General features: G+C 63.4%; 24 protein-coding genes and 1 tRNA gene. 11 read left to right on the top strand and 14 right to left on the bottom strand.

Features of this window, described 5'->3' with window-relative positions; all coding sequences use genetic code 11:
• Positions 1-26 precede the first annotated feature (26 nt).
• From ACZYOF_RS01015 to ACZYOF_RS01005, 3 genes are all read right to left on the bottom strand, one after another.
• On the bottom strand, positions 27-917 hold the full coding sequence (locus ACZYOF_RS01015; RefSeq protein ID WP_463714480.1) for an ABC transporter permease: 891 nt from the start codon (positions 915-917) through the stop codon (positions 27-29).
• Positions 917-1,858, bottom strand: coding sequence for an ABC transporter permease (locus ACZYOF_RS01010; RefSeq protein ID WP_463714479.1), 942 nt, complete (start codon positions 1,856-1,858; stop codon positions 917-919). Before ACZYOF_RS01010 ends, ACZYOF_RS01015 begins: the two co-directional genes overlap by 1 nt.
• 245 nt (positions 1,859-2,103) lie before the next feature.
• Entirely contained in the window at positions 2,104-3,234 is a 1,131-nt protein-coding gene (locus ACZYOF_RS01005; RefSeq protein WP_463714478.1) for a M20/M25/M40 family metallo-hydrolase, read from the bottom strand.
• Positions 3,235-3,502: 268 nt separating this feature from the next.
• On the opposite strand from ACZYOF_RS01005, the gene ACZYOF_RS01000 reads away from it, so the two are divergent.
• Complete coding sequence (locus ACZYOF_RS01000) at positions 3,503-5,107, top strand: ABC transporter substrate-binding protein (RefSeq protein WP_130580776.1); 1,605 nt, start codon at positions 3,503-3,505, stop codon at positions 5,105-5,107.
• Between the two features lie 77 nt (positions 5,108-5,184).
• Here the strand turns inward: ACZYOF_RS01000 and ACZYOF_RS00995 are convergent, their stop codons facing one another.
• The 4 genes from ACZYOF_RS00995 to ACZYOF_RS00980 all read right to left on the bottom strand — a co-directional run bounded on the left by ACZYOF_RS00995 (position 5,185) and on the right by ACZYOF_RS00980 (position 6,747).
• The gene (locus ACZYOF_RS00995; RefSeq protein WP_463714477.1) at positions 5,185-5,340 is read right to left on the bottom strand and encodes a hypothetical protein; all 156 of its coding nucleotides are present in this window, start codon (positions 5,338-5,340) and stop codon (positions 5,185-5,187) included.
• 89 nt (positions 5,341-5,429) lie between these two features.
• On the bottom strand, positions 5,430-5,600 hold the full coding sequence (locus ACZYOF_RS00990; protein ID WP_165421271.1) for a hypothetical protein: 171 nt from the start codon (positions 5,598-5,600) through the stop codon (positions 5,430-5,432).
• A 678-nt stretch (positions 5,601-6,278) separates the two neighbouring features.
• Positions 6,279-6,542 carry a DUF3551 domain-containing protein gene (locus ACZYOF_RS00985; RefSeq protein ID WP_394570176.1) on the bottom strand — a complete coding sequence of 88 codons (264 nt, stop codon included), beginning with the start codon at positions 6,540-6,542 and terminating at the stop codon, positions 6,279-6,281.
• Between the two features lie 118 nt (positions 6,543-6,660).
• A tRNA-Leu gene (locus ACZYOF_RS00980) sits at positions 6,661-6,747 on the bottom strand.
• 219 nt (positions 6,748-6,966) lie between these two features.
• On the opposite strand from ACZYOF_RS00980, the gene ACZYOF_RS00975 reads away from it, so the two are divergent.
• Positions 6,967-7,389: a hypothetical protein gene (locus ACZYOF_RS00975; protein ID WP_282527208.1), complete on the top strand. Its 423-nt coding sequence runs from the start codon at positions 6,967-6,969 to the stop codon at positions 7,387-7,389.
• Positions 7,390-7,396: 7 nt separating this feature from the next.
• Here the strand turns inward: ACZYOF_RS00975 and ACZYOF_RS00970 are convergent, their stop codons facing one another.
• Together ACZYOF_RS00970 and ACZYOF_RS00965 are read right to left on the bottom strand one after the other, a co-directional pair.
• A complete protein-coding gene (locus ACZYOF_RS00970) occupies positions 7,397-8,596 on the bottom strand; it encodes an FAD-dependent monooxygenase (protein WP_463714476.1) in 1,200 nt (399 codons plus the stop codon).
• Between the two features lie 21 nt (positions 8,597-8,617).
• Positions 8,618-8,863 (bottom strand): zinc-finger domain-containing protein, encoded by a 246-nt coding sequence (locus tag ACZYOF_RS00965; protein WP_021077734.1) that lies wholly within the window; start codon positions 8,861-8,863, stop codon positions 8,618-8,620.
• Positions 8,864-9,098: 235 nt separating this feature from the next.
• On the opposite strand from ACZYOF_RS00965, the gene ACZYOF_RS00960 reads away from it, so the two are divergent.
• The 4 genes from ACZYOF_RS00960 (at position 9,099) to ACZYOF_RS00945 (ending at position 12,483) form a co-directional block, all read left to right on the top strand.
• On the top strand, positions 9,099-10,247 hold the full coding sequence (locus ACZYOF_RS00960) for a hypothetical protein (protein ID WP_463714475.1): 1,149 nt from the start codon (positions 9,099-9,101) through the stop codon (positions 10,245-10,247).
• 60 nt (positions 10,248-10,307) lie between these two features.
• Positions 10,308-11,060: an alpha/beta fold hydrolase gene (locus ACZYOF_RS00955; RefSeq protein WP_463714474.1), complete on the top strand. Its 753-nt coding sequence runs from the start codon at positions 10,308-10,310 to the stop codon at positions 11,058-11,060.
• A 251-nt stretch (positions 11,061-11,311) separates the two neighbouring features.
• Positions 11,312-12,139 carry a serine O-acetyltransferase gene (gene cysE / locus ACZYOF_RS00950; RefSeq protein WP_463714473.1) on the top strand — a complete coding sequence of 276 codons (828 nt, stop codon included), beginning with the start codon at positions 11,312-11,314 and terminating at the stop codon, positions 12,137-12,139.
• Positions 12,140-12,270: 131 nt separating this feature from the next.
• The gene (locus ACZYOF_RS00945) at positions 12,271-12,483 is read left to right on the top strand and encodes a DUF3126 family protein (protein WP_027583509.1); all 213 of its coding nucleotides are present in this window, start codon (positions 12,271-12,273) and stop codon (positions 12,481-12,483) included.
• A 213-nt stretch (positions 12,484-12,696) separates the two neighbouring features.
• Here the strand turns inward: ACZYOF_RS00945 and ACZYOF_RS00940 are convergent, their stop codons facing one another.
• Complete coding sequence (locus ACZYOF_RS00940) at positions 12,697-13,404, bottom strand: hypothetical protein (protein ID WP_463714472.1); 708 nt, start codon at positions 13,402-13,404, stop codon at positions 12,697-12,699.
• A gap of 220 nt (positions 13,405-13,624) precedes the next feature.
• Between ACZYOF_RS00940 and ACZYOF_RS00935 the strand changes: the two genes are divergently transcribed.
• Positions 13,625-13,954 (top strand): DUF6949 family protein, encoded by a 330-nt coding sequence (locus ACZYOF_RS00935; RefSeq protein ID WP_130583542.1) that lies wholly within the window; start codon positions 13,625-13,627, stop codon positions 13,952-13,954.
• Positions 13,955-14,110: 156 nt separating this feature from the next.
• The gene (locus ACZYOF_RS00930) at positions 14,111-14,641 is read left to right on the top strand and encodes a gamma carbonic anhydrase family protein (RefSeq protein WP_130583541.1); all 531 of its coding nucleotides are present in this window, start codon (positions 14,111-14,113) and stop codon (positions 14,639-14,641) included.
• A gap of 16 nt (positions 14,642-14,657) precedes the next feature.
• Here ACZYOF_RS00930 and ACZYOF_RS00925 read toward each other — a convergent pair whose 3' ends face one another.
• Positions 14,658-14,825: a hypothetical protein gene (locus ACZYOF_RS00925; protein ID WP_463714471.1), complete on the bottom strand. Its 168-nt coding sequence runs from the start codon at positions 14,823-14,825 to the stop codon at positions 14,658-14,660.
• Positions 14,822-15,064 (bottom strand): hypothetical protein, encoded by a 243-nt coding sequence (locus tag ACZYOF_RS00920; protein WP_130583540.1) that lies wholly within the window; start codon positions 15,062-15,064, stop codon positions 14,822-14,824. Before ACZYOF_RS00920 ends, ACZYOF_RS00925 begins: the two co-directional genes overlap by 4 nt.
• A gap of 268 nt (positions 15,065-15,332) precedes the next feature.
• Here ACZYOF_RS00920 and ACZYOF_RS00915 point away from each other — a divergent pair, with 268 nt between their 5' ends.
• Together ACZYOF_RS00915 and ACZYOF_RS00910 are read left to right on the top strand one after the other, a co-directional pair.
• Positions 15,333-15,866, top strand: coding sequence for a hypothetical protein (locus tag ACZYOF_RS00915; RefSeq protein ID WP_463714470.1), 534 nt, complete (start codon positions 15,333-15,335; stop codon positions 15,864-15,866).
• Positions 15,867-16,003: 137 nt separating this feature from the next.
• Positions 16,004-16,147, top strand: coding sequence for a hypothetical protein (locus tag ACZYOF_RS00910; RefSeq protein WP_165421210.1), 144 nt, complete (start codon positions 16,004-16,006; stop codon positions 16,145-16,147).
• 103 nt (positions 16,148-16,250) lie between these two features.
• Here the strand turns inward: ACZYOF_RS00910 and ACZYOF_RS00905 are convergent, their stop codons facing one another.
• Complete coding sequence (locus ACZYOF_RS00905) at positions 16,251-16,652, bottom strand: MerR family transcriptional regulator (protein WP_463714469.1); 402 nt, start codon at positions 16,650-16,652, stop codon at positions 16,251-16,253.
• 105 nt (positions 16,653-16,757) lie between these two features.
• Here ACZYOF_RS00905 and ACZYOF_RS00900 point away from each other — a divergent pair, with 105 nt between their 5' ends.
• Entirely contained in the window at positions 16,758-18,887 is a 2,130-nt protein-coding gene (locus tag ACZYOF_RS00900; RefSeq protein ID WP_463714556.1) for a heavy metal translocating P-type ATPase, read from the top strand.
• Here the strand turns inward: ACZYOF_RS00900 and ACZYOF_RS00895 are convergent.
• On the bottom strand, positions 18,862-19,671 hold the full coding sequence (locus tag ACZYOF_RS00895) for a dienelactone hydrolase family protein (RefSeq protein ID WP_463714555.1): 810 nt from the start codon (positions 19,669-19,671) through the stop codon (positions 18,862-18,864). The genes ACZYOF_RS00900 and ACZYOF_RS00895 overlap by 26 nt on opposite strands.
• Positions 19,672-19,949: the final 278 nt, after the last annotated feature.

The raw sequence follows: 19,949 nt of genomic DNA, 5'->3' as shown, positions 1-19,949 counted from the left end.
TGACGGCTTCAAATGCTTTGAAGCCGTCACTTCCCGCTCCCCCGCTGCTTCATGCGCGGATCGAGCGCATCGCGTGCGGCGTCGCCGATCAGGTTCACGGAGAGGATCGCGATCGACAGCAACAGGCCGGGCCAGAAGATCAGGGACGGCTTGATCTGAAAATAGGCGCGTCCTTCGGCCATGATGTTGCCCCAGGTCGGCGTCTCCGGCGAGATACCGGCGCCGAGGAACGACAGGATCGCTTCGGTGAGCACGGCGGAGGCGCAGACATAGGTGCCCTGCACGATCAGGGGCGCGATCGTGTTCGGCATCAGGTGCCGCCACATGATCTTCGGCAGGCTGGAGCCGAGCGAGATCGCGGCTTCCACATAGGGCTCCTCGCGCGCGGTGAGCACCACGGAGCGCACCAGTCGCGCCACCCGCGGCACCTCGGGAATGGTGATCGCCACCAGCACGGTCCAGATGCTCGCGCCCGACAGCGAGACCACGGCGATGGCGAGCAGGATGCTCGGGATTGCCATCAAGCCGTCCATGATCCGCATCATCACCGCGTCGACCCATTTGAAGAAGCCGGCGACGAGACCGATCACGAGCCCGATGCTGATCGAGAACACGGCGGCGCCGAGGCCGATCAGAAGCGAGATCCGGCCGCCATAGATGATCCGTGACAACAGATCGCGGCCAAAGGCGTCGGTTCCGAGCGGGAATTCGGCGCTGGCAGGCTTCAGCCGCAGCGCCGGTGCGAGCTGCACCGGGTCGTGCGGCGCCAGCAATGGCGCGAAGATCGCCATCAGGATGATCAGCGACAGGCAGATCGTCGCCACCGTCATGATCGGCGTCGAGGTCAGGAATCCGAAGCGTGGCCGCAGCGGCGTCGTGATCGGGAGCGACGGCTCGGGGAGGGTATCGATCGCCATCAGTAGCGGATCCTTGGATCAAGCAGGGTATAGGCGAGGTCGATCAGCAGGTTGATGGCGACATAGATGCCTGACGTCAACAGGATCATGGCCTGGATCACCGGATAGTCGCGCGCCAGCACCGCATCGACGGTGAGGCGGCCGATGCCGGGCAGATTGAACACGCTCTCGGTGACGACGACGCCGGAGATCAAAAGCGCAAAGCCGCTGCCGATCACGGTGATGACAGGCACTGCCGCGTTGCGCAGCCCATGCCGCAGCAGCACGCCCATCTCGCCGATGCCCTTGGCGCGTGCGGTGCGGATGTAATCCTCACCCATCACATCAAGCATTGAGGCGCGCGTCATGCGTGCGATCAGCGCGACATAGATGAAGGACAAAGCACAGGTCGGCAGGATGATGCGCTGGAAGAACGCACCGAAACCTGCGGTGATGCTCTTGAAGCCCTGCACCGGCACCCAGCGCAGGTCGATCGCGAAGATCTGGATCAGCACGTAGCCGATCACGAACACCGGCACGGAGAAGCCGAGCACGGACAGTCCCATCACGAAGCGATCGATCCAGGTGCCGTGCCGCCAGGCCGCGATCACGCCGAGCGGCACCGCCACCACGATCGAAAGCACGATGGTGGAGAGCGCGATCGAGATCGAGGGCTCGATGCGCTGGCTGATCATCTTCAGCACCGGCACGTTCGAGATCAGGGATACGCCGAGATCGCCGTGCAGGAGTTTTCCGATCCAGGTCACGAACTGGACATAGATCGGCTCGTTCAATCCGAGCGAGGTGCGGATGCGCTCGAGTTGCTCGGGCGTTGCGTTGTCGCCGGCGAGGATCGCCGCAGGATCGCCCGGCGTCAGCCGCAGCAAGAGGAACACGAACAGCGCCACCACGCCCATCACGGGAATAGCGGCAAGGATTCGGCGAAGCAGATATCCCAGCAATGTCGATCCGTCAGATTAGGGTCATTAGGAGTGACGTCGGCCGTTAACCTGAGTTCCGTCACCAGCGTAGCATTTCAGCAATTCCCGTGCCATCGGGCGCCGATGCGTCTTCAAACCCCCGTCATTCCGGGATGCCCCAGGAATGACCCGTCACAGCTTGGAGGTAGCGTAGCCCGGATGGAGCGCAGCGCAATCCGGGTCCTCGCTTTCCCCGGGTTACACTTTCGCTTCACCCGGGCTACAGGTCACTGCAAGGTCGCCAATAACCCTGCCATCAGCCGGCCGCGCTCGGCAAGGCTGTCGACCTCGATATGTTCATTGAGCGTGTGTGCATCGGCACCGCGCACGCCGAGTCCGTCGAGCGTCGGCACGCCCATCGCTCCGGTGAAATTGCCGTCGGAGCCGCCGCCCTTGCTGCCATGGGGCAGCCTCAAGCCCATCCCTTCCGCAAGCGCGCGGGCCTTTTCGTAAAGCGCCATGGTGCCGGCATCCGGCTCCCACACCGGGCGGGTGACGCCGCGCGCCACCTTGAAGGTGACGTCGTTCGACGTGCCCGACAGCGCCAGCATACGCTCGACGCCGCGGTCGAGATCGGCCTGGCGCTTGGCCATGCTGAGCGCTTCGCCGGTGCAGGTGGTGGCGACGCAATTGACCCATTGGCCGCCATGCACGATGCCGACCGAGAAGGTGCAATCTTCCGTGGTCATGCCGTCGATGGCGAGGATCTGCCGCGCCATCTCGCGGATCGCTGAACGGCCGGAGGAAAGCGTCGCGCCGGCATGGCTCGGCCGTCCCGTTGCCTCCAGGTTGAAGCGCGCGATCGCATAGCGGCCGGTGACGACGCCATTGTCGGCGGTGCCGGGCTCCGGCACTAACACATATTTATTGCGCGCGGCTTCGGCCTCGATGATGTCGCGCGTCGAGGGCGTGCCGACTTCCTCGTCCGGCGTGAACAGCACGGTGATCGGCAAGGGCGTCGTAAACGACGCGCGGATCAACTGCCGGATTGCTTCCAAAGTTAGATAATTGCCGCCCTTCATGTCGAAGATGCCGGGCCCAAAGCATTTATTGCCTTCGCGCCGCCACTTCAGCTTCTCGATGGTGCCGACCGGGTGCACCGTGTCGAGATGACCCGCGATCAGGATGCCGGGTTCGCCGAACTTCGGATGGGGAAAGCGCGCGCGCACGCAGCCTGCAAAGCCTTGGCGGCCGGCGATGCGCTCGATCGTCGCACCCATGATCGCCATCTCGCGCGCCGCAAGGTCGAGCATGCGCTCGACGGCCGCCGCGTCCCAGGTCGGACTCTCGCACTCCACCCAGCTACGCAGGCCCTGCAGCATCACTTCGGAATCAAAGGGAAGATTGGCTGGATTCATGAGGTCTCTCTCTTCGTTGCTGCAGGTGCGTAATGCAGTCAGATCGCGATTATCGAAATCGGCCTTTCGAAGTTGTAGCGTCAAACGCAGCGAGCCGCATCATTCGTTTGTGTACATCCGATCTCGACCAAAACCGGATTGACGCAATACACGCTTGGTGCAAGTCTTGAATCTGCAGGTCTTGCAGCATGTTAGTCCGCACAAATAACGGACCGATTGCACAACGAATAAGCCGGCATTGATCAGTTTCACGTCAGGAGAGACATGAATGTTCCAAACGTCCAGTTGGAAGCGCAGAGCGCTGACGTCAGCGTTATCTATCGTTGCGCTCTCGGTGGCGCTGAGCGCGCAGGCGCTCGCGGCCGGCAAGACCATCACCGCGGTGATGCATTCGGATTTGCGCGTGATCGATCCGATCATGACCACGGCCTACATCACCCGCGATCACGGCTACATGGTCTATGACACGCTGCTCGCGACCGACTCCAATTTCAAGATCCAGCCGCAGATGGCGGACTGGAAGGTCTCCGACGACAAGCTCACTTACACTTTCACGCTGCGCGACGGATTGAAGTGGCATGACGGCACGCCGGTGACGGCGGAAGATTGCGTCGCCTCGCTGCAGCGCTGGGGCAAGGTCGACGGCATGGGCCAGAAGCTGATGGACTTCACCGCCAGCCTCACCGCGACCGACGCCAAGACGATCACGCTGAAACTGAAGGAGCCCTACGGCCTGGTGCTGGATGCGATCGGCAAGCCGTCGTCACGCGTGCCGTTCATGATGCCGAAGCGTCTCGCCGAGACACCGCCGGACAAGGCGATCCCCGAGCAGATCGGTTCCGGCCCATTCAAGTTCGTGCAGGCCGAATTCCAGCCGGGCGTGAAGGCGGTCTATGAGAAGTTCAAGGACTATGTGCCGCGCAAGGAGGCGCCGAGCTGGACCTCCGGCGGCAAGGTGGTGAAGGTCGATCGCGTCGAATGGATCACCATGCCTGACGCGCAGACCGCGGTGAACGCGCTGCAGTCCGGCGACATCGACTTTATGGAGAACCTGCCCTTCGACATGCTTCCCGTGCTGGAGCCCAACAAGGATCTCAAGATCGAGGTCTTGAACAAGTTTGGCTTTCAGACGCTGGGACGCATGAACTTCCTTTATCCGCCATTCGATAATGTGAAAGTCCGTCGCGCCGCGTTCCTGGCGATGAACCAGAAAGACGTGCTTGATGCGTTGGTCGGCAATGCAAAGTACCAGAAGGTCTGCGGCGCCTTCTTTGGTTGCGGAACCCCACTTGAGACCGAAGTCGGTGCTGAGACCCTGGTGAAGGGCAACGGCATGGCCGAAGCCAAGAAGGCGCTCGCCGAGTCCGGCTATGACGGTACGCCCGTCGTGGTTATGGCGCCCGGCGACGTGACCACGCTGAAGGCTCAACCGATCGTCGCTGCGCAATTGCTGCGCGATGCCGGCTTCAAGGTCGATCTGCAGGCCACCGATTGGCAGACGGTGGTGACCCGCCGCGCCAGCCAGAAGCCGCCGAAGGAGGGCGGCTGGAACATGTTCTTCACCAACTGGGTCGCTGCCGACGTTGCCAATCCCATCGTCAACGCTTCCATTACCGGCCGCGGCAAGAACGGCGGTTGGTTCGGCTGGGCAGAAGATGCCAAGATCGAAGAGCTGCGCGACAAGTTTGCCCGTTCCGCCTCGCTGGACGAGCAGAAGAAGATCGCCGCCGAGATCCAGAAGGAGGCCTATGACCAGGTGATGTACGTTCCGCTCGGCCAGTATCTTGTCCCGGCTGGCTGGCGCAAATCGCTCACCGGCGTGCTCGACGGCCCGGCGACGCCGATCTTCTGGAACATCGACAAGAGCGAGTAGGGCGCTTCATCGAACGGAAAGCAAAATGGCCGGGCTCCGCCCCGGCCATTTTCATTTCAAGCGTAGCCCGTGTTCACTCAACAGTGACTCTCGCGCACGCGCTCCAGCCCTTCATTCAAGAGCGGCAGAGCGGGTTCCGGCAGCGAAGCCGGCGTGCGCGTCTCCTGCTTCTGCTCGCGCGGTTCCGGATGCTGTTCCGCCGCCTGTTGTTCCCCTGGATAGTCTTTCGCCATGTCGTTGCACTCCAATGCTGCAGTACAACATTTTCGGCGAGAGAATGTTCCGGGCCGCCGCGCACGGCGATGGTCTCTAATCTCCAAATCTACGGGAACACAGTCATCGTCGCGAAATCGCCGAGTGCCGTACCTGGCGACATCGAGGCGGCGTACAACGCGACGAGAAACAGCCTGGATAAGAACAGAGCGCCAATGATGATCGCTACGCGGCCGATCCAGGCTGTCTTCGCGAGCCGATCCTGCTCCGAACTTGCCATCGTCACATCTCCAATCCATACGCGTTGAGATTTGACAGCCGCAAGATTGCGGTCGGCGCGCAAAGACTAATTTTCGATGGCAAGCGTCGATGTGAACCCAGCCACATCTGACGGGATCGTGATGAGGGAGCGTGCGCGAGCGTGTTGTCGCCGTGTAGCAACTCGAACGTTCTCGTGCTCCAGCAAGCAATCAAAGCGTGCTGAGCTTGCGCTTTGCGTCGAGTCGTTTCGGACTATCTTGTGAGAGTGGCGCGCAGTGACGCGATCCGATTCATCATGGTCTCTCGCTCAAGAACCTTGGGCTAGGCGAGTGACTAATCATTCTCTACAGACCGCGTTCGCGTGCGTCTTGGAGAGCCTTGTTGCGCATCTCGGTGAGCACAGTCTCAAGCTTGTTGACGTCAGGGCGACTGAACTCGTTGTACTCAGAGAAGAGAAGGTCAGCGAGCTTGCGTCGTGCCTTATCGTCAGAGAGCTTGGCGATTTCGCGGACTAGGCCCGCGGCACGGGACGAGTAGACGTCTCGGCCATGTGTGACAATGTCCGTGTACGGGTGATCTCCTGGCTTTCCATTTGGCATACACCTCTTCCCGATACTTCTCGGCGGCGTCCTTCTGCGGCTCAGATCTACACTTCTTGTGTCGATGCGTCACGCCACCAAGTTTATAAGTGCACGGCCTAGCGCGACTTGCTCGCGCGACGCTTTTTGCGCGGAACGGGCTTGGCATAGTAAGGATTGACCACACACTGAGCCGCCCGGCCTGAGGCCGATGCCTGGCACTGGGGTATCGAGGTGTAGCGACATTCGAAGTAGTAATCCACCATGCCCTGGTAGACCTGCAGGCAGACCGGATAGTTCGGATCGTAGGTCTGAGCTTGGGTAGGCGTTGCCCTGCTGAGCATCACGACCGTCAGGATAGCCAAAGCCAGAATGCGCATCATGAATCCTCATTCCTGATCGGTTATGGTCTGGGTCCAGACCGCCTTGTGCTGGCTGACTTGCCGGCGCTGGTCGTATCGTCGTGGGTAGCCAAAGGATTCAAAAGGCGCCTGATTCGATTGGTGCGGGCGGTGGGACTCGAACCCACACGACGTTGCCATCGAGGGATTTTAAGTCCCTTGCGTCTACCAATTCCGCCACGTCCGCGTTCGTCGGGAGAGGGATATCTAGCGCGTTTGGTGGCGAAGTGGAAACAGGATAATTGTCGCCGAATACATGTTATTTCAACAGTTTAACGCGGAACGCGACAGCGCGCGAAGTCTTGCGGATCGCGCCGCGCGGTCTCCGCCGTCCCGCGCCAGCCTCAATCCCGTCATTTCCCGCTGCTTTAGCCAATCTCAACACTTAACCGTTTACCAAGGCGCCATGTCCATCCGCACCTTCCGCCACCTGCCGCCGCGCGCGGCCGTGACCGCCGCGCTGCTTGCGCTTGTCGGCCTGCTTTGCGGTTGCGCCCAGATGGGCGAGACGCTCAGCCCGGCCTTCGTCGATCCCGCCAAATACGATCTTTACGACTGCAAGCAACTCGAGACCGAGCGCACGACGCTGGCGGCGCGCGCGGCGGAGTTGCAGGGGCTGATGTCGAAGGCGGAGACCGGCGTCGGCGGCGCCGTTGTGTCGGAGGTGGCCTACCGCAACGATTACGTCGCGGTGCGTGCCCAGCAGAAGCTCGCCGAGGAAAACTGGCGGCGCAACAAATGCCATGAGACGATCGTGGCGGCGCCGGCGCCGATCGTGCCACCGGCGCCGCCTGCGCCCGCCAGAGGAGCGCGTTCGTCAGCGCGGTGAGCCGCCTTCACGCCCGCCAATCATAGATCCAGTCCTGCCGCGCCAGCATTCGCTGCGGGCCCATCGCCCGGATGACGAGATCGCGCGCGAGCGCCATCGGTCCGGTGAGGTGATAGATGCGCCCCTGTCGGTGCGCGGTGCGCCGCACCCGATCGACGCGCCCGCGGCGCAGCCTGGTGTAGCGCTTCAGCGCAGCGGGAATGCCGGAGATGTCCTCGCCGGTGCAGCCTGAGAGGCAATCGGCAAGCACGGCGGCATCCTCGATCGCCATGCCCGCGCCTTGCGCAGCAAAGGGCAGCATGCCATGCACGGCGTCGCCGAGCAGGGCGACCGCGCCCGCGCTCCATTCACTGACGTCCGGCATCGTGAACAGCGCCCAGCGCCGCCATTCCTCGACCGCGCCGATCAGCATCTGCGCGGTGGCGGGCCAATCCGCGGAGAACGCGTTCTTGATCTCGTTGGCATTGCCGGCCTCGCTCCAGCCCGGCCGGTTCCAGGTTCCCGGCACGATCGCGACCACATTGATCCGGCGTGCCGCGGCAATCGGATAGGCGACCAGATGCGCGTTCGGTCCCATCCAGAGTTGCACTCGCGGCGAGGTGTATTCGCGCGGCAGCGCCTTCGCATCGAGCGTGCCGCGCCAGGCGATCAGGCCGGAAAACCGTGGATGCAGTTCCGGGAACAGGCGGCTGCGCACGGACGACCAGATGCCGTCGGCGCCGATCAGCGCCGCCGCCAGCTCATGCTGCCGCGCGTCGCCGCAGCGCGCGGCCACCGTCAGTCCCCTGGCATGGTCGGCGACATCCTCGAACTGCCAGCCCAGGCGGAGTTCGATGTCGGGATGGTCCTCAACCTCTGCCTGCAGCGCTCCCTGCAAATCGGCGCGATGTATCACCCAATAGGGTGAGCCGGCGCGCGTGCTCGCGGCCTCGCCGAGCGGCAGGCGGGCGATCTCGCCGCCGGCGCGCGCGCTGACGACGCTGATCGCGTCCGGCGTCACCGCGCGCGGAGCCAGCCGCGGTTCGAGGCCGAGACCGACCAGGATGCTGCTTGCATTGGGCGAAAGCTGCAGCCCCGCGCCGACTTCCTCCAGCCGCGGCGCCTTTTCCAGGATGACGACACGAAAGCCTTTCGCCGCGAGCGCAAGCGAAGCTGTCAGTCCTCCGATCCCGGCACCCGCAACAACGACGGTGCGCGTGATCGTCACGGATCAATCAGCCACGAATAGTCAGGCGACTTTATCCTTCAGCACGCATTCGGGCGGGCGCGCTTCGCCGGCGGCGAGGTCGGGCGCGAAGCGATAGAGCGTCGAGCAGTAGGGGCAGATAATCTCGTTGTCATTGCCGAGATCGAGGAACACATGCGGATGGTCGAACGGCGGGTTCGCGCCCACGCACATGAACTCCTGCGAGCCGATCTCGATCACCGAGACTCCGGCGTCGTTATGGAAGTGCGGGACGACGTGGTCGGACATATCTTCACCTTGGGATGGCAATAACGGACGGACGCAATCAACGCGATGCGGCACTGCGAAATGCCCAGCACCATACTGGCGGGTGGAGTTGATTCCTAGAGCCCCGACCATCCATTTGCTCATGCAAATTCGACACAATCTTGTCGTCGGAGAGAAGCCCTTCTTTCGTCGGGGCTGTTGTGTCTTAAAAACGGCACACTATTTCCAAGTTGAGCAAAACCCTGGGTTTTATCGAATGAAGCGAGCGCGGGTCAGGATAGGGGTGGCGGGGATGCTGGTGAGCATCGCCGCTGGCGCCGCGCTGTGGCCGTATGCCAGCGACGCGTATGCCATGCTGGCCGCACAGGACGAGCCGGCGCAATTGGCCGACCTGCAGATCAGTTCTGCTTTACGGAACGACCAGCTCCTGATCGAGCGGAATATCGAACAGGCGCTGGCCGCTGATGACGCCGATCTCGCCAACAGCTTTCTCGAACTTGCGCGTGAGAAGAATGTCGCAATCAGCGATGGCCTGACCACGCGCGTGAACGATGCCGTTGCGGAAGCGAGCTCGACCTCGCATGTCGCCAAGCGCTTTGCCTCCGGCCTCGTCACCGGCACCGCGGACGATCTTGCCAGTCTGTCCGGCACGGTCGCGGGTGATCTCTTCGTGTTCGGTGATGTCAGGGATGTCGTGCGCGAAGGCAAGCATCTGGCGATGGGCGAGGACACCGACCACCTCATCCTTGGCCTCGCCGCCGCCGGTCTTGCGGTGACGGCCGCGACCTATATCTCCGTCGGCGGTGTCGCGCCGGTGCGCGCCGGGCTGTCGCTGGTCAAGGATGCGCGCAAGGTCGGCCGGATCAGCGAGGGGCTAACGGCCTGGGCCGGCCGCTCGGCGCGCCAAGTCGTGGATGCGCCGATGCTGCAGGAGGCTGTCGCCTCGGCTTCCGCGCTCCGTCCGGGCCAGACGATGACCGCGATCAAGGCCGCGTTCCGCGTGGAAAAGGCCGGGGCGCTGGTCCGCCTTGCCAAGGATGTCGGACGCATTGGCGAGAAGGCCGGCACCCGCGGCGCGCTGGAGACGCTCAAGATCGCGGAGGGGCCGAAGGATGTCGCGCGTGCCGCGCGGCTGGCGGAAGCGAAGGGCAGCCAGACCCGCGCGATCCTGAAATTGTTCGGCCGCGGCGCGCTGCTGCTCGCTGCCGGCACGTTCAACCTCACGATGTGGCTGTTCGGCGCGCTGCTGACGCTGTTCGGCTTCCTGTCCTCAATCAAGGCGACCACCGAGCGCCTGACGCTGGCATGGCTGCGGCGGAGCAAGGCGCGGCGCCTGCGGAAACAACTCGCGATGGCGGGAGCGCCATCCGAGGTTGCGGTGGCGGGCCCTACCGCCTGCGGCTAAGCTCTGCGATCGTTTGCCGGTCGCCCATCCAAGAAAATCCCTCAAACAACGGAAGGCGCGATGCCGAGTTTTCATCACGGCGCTGTTGAGATCGCCTATCTCGACGAAGGCGAGGGCGATCCGATTTTCCTCGTGCACGGCTTTGCTTCGAGCAAGAACGTGAACTGGGTCTATCCCGGCTGGGTCTCGGAACTGCGCAAGGATGGCCGCCGCGTGATCGCGCTCGACAATCGCGGCCATGGCGAGTCCGCCAAGCTCTACGATCCCGCGCAATACGACATCGCCGTCATGGCAAGCGACGTGATCGCGCTGATGGATCATCTCGGCATCCCGCGCGCGGATATCATGGGCTATTCGCTGGGCTCGCGGATGACGGCGGTGCTGGCACACAATGAGCCGCAGCGGCTGCGCTCGGCGATTCTCGGCGGTATCGGCATCGGCCTGATCGAAGGCGGCGGCCCCGGGGAGAATGTCGCGGTCGCGCTGGAGGCGCCGTCGCTGGAGGATGTCACCGATCCGGTCGGCCGCACCTTCCGTGCCTTTGCCGATCAGACCCGCTCCGACCGTCGTGCGCTCGCCGCCTGCCTGCGCGGCTCGCGGCGGCTGATGACACGGCAGGAGGCAGCCGACATCGACGTGCCCGTCCTGATCGCGGTCGGCAGCAATGACGAGATCGCGGGCTCGGCGGAAGCGCTCGGTCGCATCATCCCGCGGTCGCAAGTGCTTGCGATCCCGAACCGCGATCACATGCGGGCGGTGGGCGACAAGGTCTACAAGACCGGCGTGATCGACTTCCTGTCGCAAAGAGAATGATCTTCTACGCCAGGAGAATGTTCTTCTACGGAAATCGGACTTAAGCCTGCTTGATTTCCGGCAAATCCCGACCAATTGGATGGGACGTCTCCGCATAGCGGTTAAGCGAGGCTTGTCCTTTGCCGAACCTCATCGGGACAAGCGTCGCTTAACCGTGCTATAGCGCACACCGAAACTGGGGCATGATCCGGAAAAGTGGGGACCGGTTTTCCGAACAGATCATGCTCTGCAAAGATCACGCGAGGCCAGCCATGGCAGTGCATCAGGTCAATCCGCAAGGCGGCAAGGTCGCCGCGCTCGATCCGATCTGGGATCGGATCAGGAGCGAGGCCGAGGAGATCCTTCGCCGCGAGCCGGAGCTTGCCACCTTCATCTATTCCGCGGTGCTGCATCACGAGCTCCTGGAAGACTCGATCGTGCATCGGTTGGCCGAGCGGCTCGACCATTCGGCGCTGTCGGGCGATCTGATCCGCCAGACCTATGACGAGGCGTTGCGCGATGAGCCCGACATCGGCAACGCCTTCCGCGCCGATCTCGTCGCCGTCTACGACCGCGATCCCGCGACCTCGCGCTTCATCGATCCCTTGCTCTACTTCAAAGGCTTCCATGCGCTGCAGACGCATCGGCTCGCGCATTGGCTCCATCTGAAGGGCCGCAAGGATTTCGCCGCTTACCTGCAGAGCCGCTCGTCGGAAGTCTTCCAGACCGACATCAATCCGGCCGCCAAGATCGGCCGCGGCGTCTTCCTCGACCACGCCACCGGTTTTGTCTGCGGCGAGACCGCCGTCATCGACGATGACGTTTCGATCCTGCATGGCGTCACCCTCGGCGGCACCGGCAAGGAGAACGAGGATCGCCATCCGAAGATTCGCCATGGCGTGATGATCGGCGCCGGCGCCAAGATCCTCGGCAATATCGAGGTCGGTCATTGCGCGCGCATCGCCGCGGGCTCGGTCGTCGTCAAGCCGGTACCGCACAACGTCACGGTCGCGGGCGTGCCGGCGAAGATCGTGGGCGAAGCCGGCTGCGCCGAGCCGTCGCGCACCATGGACCAGATGCTCAACGCGATCGGGCTTTGATTTCACTCGTGTTTCGCGATCGTTTCGATTGCAAATATTAGATTGGGCCAGGGCCGAAAAGGCTCTGGCGATTGCCGCCGTCCCGTCCTAAAACTCCGTCCCAAAATCATCGATCCGATTGGAGACCGCCCGTGGACGTTCAGGAAGTCAGGAAACTTGACGCATATCTCAAACGCGTCTTCGGTAATCCCAAGATCCGCGTCGTGCCGCGGCCCAAGAAAGACGACTCTGCCGAGGTCTATATCGGCGAGGAGTTCGTCGGTGTCCTCTTCGTCGACGATGAGGACGACGATCGCTCGTTCCAATTCCAGATGGCGATCCTCGAAGAGGATCTGGCCGAGTAGCTTGCGCTGATCTGTAGGGTAGGCAAAGCGAAGCGTGCCCACCATCCACGGCGGTGCAAGACAAGGTGGGCACGCTGCGCTTTGCCCACCCTACGAAATAGCTGGCTGAGTAGGCTCGTCGGTTAAGACCGTCATTGCGATCGAAGCGAAGCAATCCACGCCTCAGCGAGTGGCACTATGGATTGCTTCGCTTCGCTCGCAATGACGTTGGAATTACCCCTTCGGGCCGCGCAATTGCATCGTCAGGCGGTCCATGGCGCCGGCAACGTCGCGCCATTGTGAGAGCCAGCTTCGCGGAAAGCGATAGGTGAAGTCGGCGCCGTCGATGCGGCGTTCGCTCAGGCACATGCCGGGCGTCGGCGCGTCGCGCGTGCAGCGGGCGCTGAGGGTGGGCGACGTCGCCGTGAACAAATCCTCACCGCCATAGGGCGAGCCGTCGCGGAACGCGCGCACCGTCAGGCCGTCGTCGGTGCTTGCCGCCTGATCGAGATAGCGCGGATAGATCGTGCGCACGCGGGTGTCGGGGGCAAGCTGATCATGATGCGCCGCGATCGAGAGGAAGATCCTGTCGATCGGCTGCACCTTGTCCTCCACCGTCTCGGCGGTGACATGCTTCGGCGCCGGCGGTTCGAGCGAGGGATAGGCAAAGCTGAGGTCAACGCGCTCCTGCGCGCCCGAATGGCGCTGGATCTTCATGCGCACCGCCGCCGGCGGCACGTTGAATAGCGTGCCGCCGACGCTGACCGGCAACCTCGACGGATCGCTCAAGGGTACGGTGGTCCAGGTCGGCCACAACAGGTAGGTGACCAGCGCGATCGCGCTGCCGGCGAGGGCGGCTGCGATCAGGATCGGCAGGATGTGCGCGCGCGGATTCCTGCGCGTGTCGCGCGCAAGATGCTGGGCCGTCGAGAGCAATGTCATCGAACGAGAATGGATGGGTTCGCGTGATGCCGAATCATCCCGCGAATATGCCACGCGGCGGCCAATTTCCGTATGATTTCAGAGAATCCGGCAAGCGATGAGCCATGCGCAAACGCGGCGGCGTCGGGCGCATGTTAACCCTTTCTTAAGGATGATGTAGCGGCGGAGCGGCAATTTTGCCAAAGGAAGCGCGCGGTCTGTTGAGTAGCGGAAGTTTGCCATGTCGCCCGATGCGCTGAACTCGTTCTTCGCCCTTTGCCTCGGCTTCGCGCTCGCCGGTGCGCTCGCCAGCGGCTATCAGGCGATGGCGCAGCGGCCGGCCGGCTTCGGCCTGTTGCAGGAAGGCGCGGCGCCGAGGACGTTCGCGGCGGTCCCGTTCCTGGTGTTCGCCGCGCCCTTCATCATCATGCGCAACACGCTGCGCGGCGCCCGGATCGAAAGTCGCCGCTTCGAATTCGTGATGATGGCGACCATCATCGCCGGCTTCTGGAGCCTGATGTCCGGCACCTTCTTCCTGATGACGCTGCGCGCCGCCGGCGTTCTGGTCTGAAGGCTGCTTTCGCCACAGTTCCTGAAGCTCCAGATTCTTGTTTTGACGCGTTTTCTTCACGCGAACCGGCGTCCACTTCGCTTGAAAACGCTTTGGCCGCTCGCTTGAAAAGCCTTTGACCGCTGTGCCAATGTCGCCGCGAAAGAGGAGACATCCATGGCTATCTATGAACTGGACGGGCAGGGGCCCGATCTGCCGGCCGACGGCAACTATTTCATCGCGGAAACTGCAACCGTGATCGGCAAGGTGCGCCTGTTGAGCGGGGCCAGCGTGTGGTTTGGCGCGGTGCTGCGCGGCGACAATGAGTGGATCGAGGTCGGCGAGGGCTCCAACGTCCAGGACAATTCCACCTGCCACACCGACCTCGGCTTTCCGCTCGTGATCGGCAAGAACGTCACCGTCGGCCATAATGTGATCCTGCACGGCTGCACGCTGGAAGACGGCGCCTTGGTGGGTATGGGCTCGACCGTGATGAACGGCGCACGCATCGGCCGCGAGAGCATCGTCGGCGCGGGCTCTGTCATCACCGAGGGCAAGGAGTTTCCGCCACACTCGCTGATCATCGGCTCGCCCGCGCGCGTGATCCGGACACTGGATCCTGCGCAGGTCGCCAAGATGGGAAGTGCGGCGAAGTTCTATCAGCTCAACGGGCCGCGCTTCAAAAAGGGCCTCCGCAAGATCGGTTGAAGGGCCCGAGCGGCCGTCACGTATCTTCGGATTCATCTGCCTCCGTCGCGGAGGCCACCTGCTCGTGGCCTGCGGCCCATAGCGCATGTCGTTCGCTGCCGTCCGGATAGGGATTGGCCTCGGCTGGAATGTTTTCGCGCGCCGCTTGCTGCCCCTGCTCAAACGGATCCGGGTCTGTCGTCATGCGTGACGTCCTTTCCTTGCCTTGGGCCTTGGCGAATTACTTGGCGACTTGGCGGTATCTGTCTTCGACTGCGCGGCGCTCTTGCGTAACGCGTCGCGCAGATCGATCGGAATGCCGTGCTTCTTGAGCAGGTCTGCGAACGCTTCATCGGCCAATTCCTGAAACGTCGCCATCCTGTCGCGCCCGAGTTGCTTGAGCTTGTCGAACGTATCCTCGTCGAAAGCGATCAGTTTGCGCATCCTCGCACCTTGCACCGCGTAAGGCCAAATGGCTCCCGGAGCTTTTGGTTCCGGAAGGGAGCGGCCTGCTTCGCCCTGCACCAAGACCGGTTCTGCGGTCGGCTGGCCGAGCGAAGCTTCTTGCCCGATTCTGCCCGACTTCCCGGTCGCGTAGAAGTGAGCGCATCGTCAAGGCGCATGGCCGGAACTCGCTCTAGACTGGCGGCAGAGCTTGCGGCGGCTGGCGCAGGCCGCGCCGGTATTGGCAGGCCGTGATGGAGGAGCAGTGATGTTGCGTAAAACGATGGTTGCCTTGCTGGCGGTAGCCTCGCTTGGAATTTTGACGATAGATACGGCGTCGGCCCGCGGCGGGTTTGGTGGCGGCGGTTTTCATGGAGGCGGCTTTGGCGGCGGCGGTTTTCGTGGGGGCGGCTTTGGCGGCGGAGGCTTTCGTGGAGGCGGCTTCGGTGGTTTCCGCGGCGGCGGTTTTAGTGGCGGTGGCTTCCGCGGAGCGGCGTTCAGCGGAGGCGGCTTCCGCTCGGCCGCGATCGGCGCCGGCGGCTTCCGTTCGGCCGCATTTCGTGGCGGCTTCTACCGTCCCGGCTTCGGGCGTTTTCGTCGTGGATTTCCGTTCGCCGCCGCGGCGGTCGGTGTTGGCCTCGGCTACGGGCTCTACGGCGACTGGCCCTATGGCGATTACGACTATGGCGATCCCTACTACGGCTATTACGACAATTCCGGCTACGGCGGCTGCTACGTTGCCCAGCAGCGCGTCTTGACGTCATATGGCTGGCGCATCAGGTCGGTTGATGTCTGCGACTGATCTCAACCGATACTGCTGCGAACCTGGCGCGCTGCAGCGAAAATTATCGGGAAGATGGATGGAGCCTCGGTGTTTTCAGCATCGAGGTTGCATCGTTTCTGCATAGGGGCTGGTACGTCGATTGCAGCGATTTCGAAATGCTGAGCACACTCACCACCGCCGCCTTCACCTTCGTCTTCCTGGGCATCGTCATCAGCCTGGGCGCCGCCTTTGTGCTGATGTTCTGGGAAGTCGAACGGCAATTGGCCAAGCCGCATCGCAATCGCGATCGTCTCGGTTAGAGCTTGGGTTCTGATTGAATCAGAACCGGAGCTCTTGATTCTTGTTTTGACGCGTTTTCTTCACGCGAACCGGTGTCCACTTCGCTCGAAAACGCTCTAATACTCAGGGCGAAAGCGCCTCTATGATCCGGCAGTCTGCGACGGTGCCGCATTGGCATTGATCGATCATGCTGCTGAGCTCGCGCCGGAGCGCCTGCAAATCCCCGATCTTGCGGTCGACCTCCGACAGATGTTCCCTCGCGATTGCATCGACGGCCCCGCAGGGGCGATCTCGATCGTCGGACAGGTCGAGAAGCGCCCGAACCTGATCGAGCGAGAAGCCAAGGTCCCGCGAGCGGCGGATGAAACTCAGACGGTTCAGGTGTTCGGGCGCGTAGGCGCGGTAGTTGCCGGCCGTCCGCATTGGCGCCTCAAGGAGCCCAATCCGCTCATAGTACCTGACGGTCTCGACCTTGGTCCCGGTCCGTCGTGCGAGCTCGCCTATCGTCAAACTGCCGCCGCTCATGCCTTGACCCTGTAGTTGCTACAGGGTCCATATAGGTGGCTACATCGAACTCGTCGAGGTGACGTTGTGGCGACCGCCAATTCCTACAGGCTGCATATCGAGGGCATGGATTGCGCGGCTTGCGCGCTCAAGATCGAGAACGCGATGCGGCGGCTGCCTGGAGTCACCGACATAGAGGTCAGCTTTACGACCGGAACGCTCGCCTTCCGGCTCGACCAGGACCGCACTGGGCCGCGCCTCATCGAGGAGAAGGTGAGGGCGTTGGGCTACAAGCCGGCCGGCATGCCGTCAGTGTTGGGAGGGAAGGCGCCGCGGAAGCAGGAACGGCACCCTCTGTGGCAGGGAGCCAAGGGCAGGCTTGTCCTCGGCACAGGCGTCCTGTTTGCAGTGGCGTTCGTGCTTGCCAGCCTGTTCCCGGGGCTGGAGCGTTGGCTCTATTCGGCGGCGGCGGTTGTCAGTGTCCTGCCTTTTGCGCGGCGCGCGCTTGCCGGCGCCTTGTCCGGCTCGCCCTTTACCATCGAGACCCTCATGACAACAGCGGCACTCGGCGCGGTTGCCATCGGCGAAGCCGAGGAGGCGGCTGTTGTCGTCTTCCTGTTCGCGGTGGGCGAACTGCTCGAGACGGTCGCCGCCCGTCGCGCACGGGCCGGGATCGAGGCATTGATCGACCTTGTGCCGCGCAATGCCAGACGTCAGCGCGGGGCATCTCTCGATATCGAGGAGGTTTCTGTCGATGATCTCGCGGTCGGCGATGTCGTGGTGGTTCGCCCCGGCGACCGCGTGCCCTCGGACGGCACCGTGATCGACGGCTCGTCGGAGGTCGACGAGTCACCGGTGACCGGCGAGTCCGTTCCCGTTCTCAAGGAAATCGGCGCGAAGGTGTATGCAGGCAGCATCAATGCCAACGGCGAGCTACGTGTCGAGATCTCGCATGTCGCCGCCGACAACACCATTGCCCGCATCATCCACATGGTGGAAGAAGCGCAGGAGTCGAAGGCGCCGACGGCACGCATGATCGACCGTTTCAGCCGGTGGTACACGCCCGCCGCCATGCTCGTCGCGCTGCTTGTCGTCCTGATCCCGCCGCTCGTCTTCGGCGGTGACTGGATGACCTGGATCTATCGGGGCCTCGCTACGCTGCTGATCGCCTGTCCCTGCGCATTGGTGATCTCCACCCCGGCGGCCATCGCGTCCGGCCTTGCCTCCGGCGCCCGGCAGGGATTGTTGATCAAGGGCGGAGCGGCGCTCGAGACGCTGGGTAAGGTCAAGACGATTGCCTTCGACAAGACGGGCACACTCACGCGCGGTCGTCCGCAGGTGACGGATGTCGTCTCGATCGCCGGAGATGAGAACACGGTTCTGGCCAAGGCGGCGGCGGTCGAACGCAACACCAGCCATCCGCTCGGGCGCGCCATCATCGAGGAAGCCGAGAGGCGCGGGCTCGAGCTTCCCGCGACCTTCGGCGGCGGCGTCGCGACGCCTGGCAAAGCGGTGACGGCACGTCTGAGAAGCGGCTTCGCCTCGGTCGGTTCGCCCCGCTTCGCGAGCGAGCAGGCGAGCGTCGATCCCGGCGTCGTCGAAAAGATCAGCGCGCTCGAAGGCGAGGGCAAGACGGTGGTGGTCCTGCTGTCCGGCAAGGCGGTCGAGGGGTTGATCGCATTGCGCGACGAGCCGCGGGAGGACGCGCTCGAAGGCGTCAAACGGCTGACGGAGTGCGGTCTCCGCGCAATCATGCTGACCGGCGACAATGCCCGCACCGCCGATGCGATCGCCGGTCAGCTCGGGCTTGAGGCGCGTGCCGGGCTTCTGCCCGACGCCAAGCTCGCGGAGATCGGGCGGCTCAAGCAAGCCGGTCCGGTTGCGATGGTCGGCGACGGCATCAACGATGCGCCGGCACTCGCTGCGGCTTCCATCGGCATCGCCATGGGCGGCGGAACGGACGTGGCGCTGGAGACCGCGGACGCGGCGTTGCTCAAGAACCGCGTTGTCGGCGTTGCCGAGCTGATCGCTCTCTCGAGAGCAACGCTCGGCAACATCTGGCAGAACATCACGATCGCGCTCGGCCTCAAGGCGGTGTTCCTTGTCACCACGCTGTTCGGCGTGACCACCTTGTGGATGGCCATCCTCGCCGACACCGGCGCCACCGTGCTCGTCACCGCCAACGCGCTGCGCCTGCTCGCGCATCGCTTTGCAGATGGCGACGGGCGCTTTAGCTCAGCACGCCGTACTTCTTGAACCAGGCCTGCATCTGCGCCCACGCGTCTTCGGCGGCTTCCTTGCGATAGCTCGTGCGATAATCGGCATGGAAGCCGTGCGGGGCCCCCGGATAGATCTTGAATTCCGCGGTCTTCTTGTTCTCGGCGAGCGCCGCCTTGAAGGCTTCAACCTGCGAGACTGGGATGCCGGTGTCGGCTTCGCCATAGAAGCCGATCACCGGCGCCTTCATCTCGGGTGCAAGCTGCATCGGGCTCTTCGGCCAGGCCGGATTCTGCGGATCGACCGGCGGACCGTAGAAGGCGGCGCCGGCCTTCAGTGCGGTGTTGTGGGCGGCATATTCCCAGACCGTGCGTCCGCCGCGGCAGAAGCCGACGATGCCGAGGCGGGAGGTGTCGCCGCCTTGCGATTTCGCCCAGGCCACGGTGGCGTCGAGATCGGACAGGAGCTCGGCATCCGGCTTCGCGTTCACGATCGGCAGGATCTGCTGAATGTCGGTGATCTTGGTGAGATCGCCCTTGCGGAAATAATAGTCGGGCGCCACCGCAAACGCGCCGAGCTTGGCGAGCCGGCGCGTCACGTCCTTGATGTATTCGTGCAGGCCGAAAATCTCCATCGCCACCAGGATGACCGGCGGATTGCTGACACCGGCCGGCCGCGCGAAATACGCAGGCATCTCGCCGCCGGCGACCCTGATCTTGGCCTCACCCGCAGTGAGGCCGGTAGTATCGGTCTTGATCACGTCGGCCCGCACCGGACCTGCGGCGAGCGTGTAGCCCGCCGCGACGGCGGCCGAAGCTGTCATGAAGCCGCGGCGCGAGAAGGGAGCGGTTTTTGTCAGTCCGATGACATCCGAGGTGGGCAGGGATTCAGCGCGCATGCGTGGCCTCATTCAAAATGGTTTGCAAACCATCGACCCGATCGAGGGGTGGGCGGGACCGGGTTCAAAAGCGCCGGCATTCAGCAAGCAAAGCCTGCCGATGGCAAGTCACCAGCGTGAGAGGCGGCCAAAGCAGTCGGTAAGAAAGGGCGCCCGCGGCGGAAGCAGGGCGTTTAAAAGAACAAGGCCGTTGACGCAGTATA

The organism is Bradyrhizobium sp. LeoA1Lang (assembly GCF_055413685.1).
This window is presented reverse-complemented; position numbering and strand designations above follow the sequence as displayed.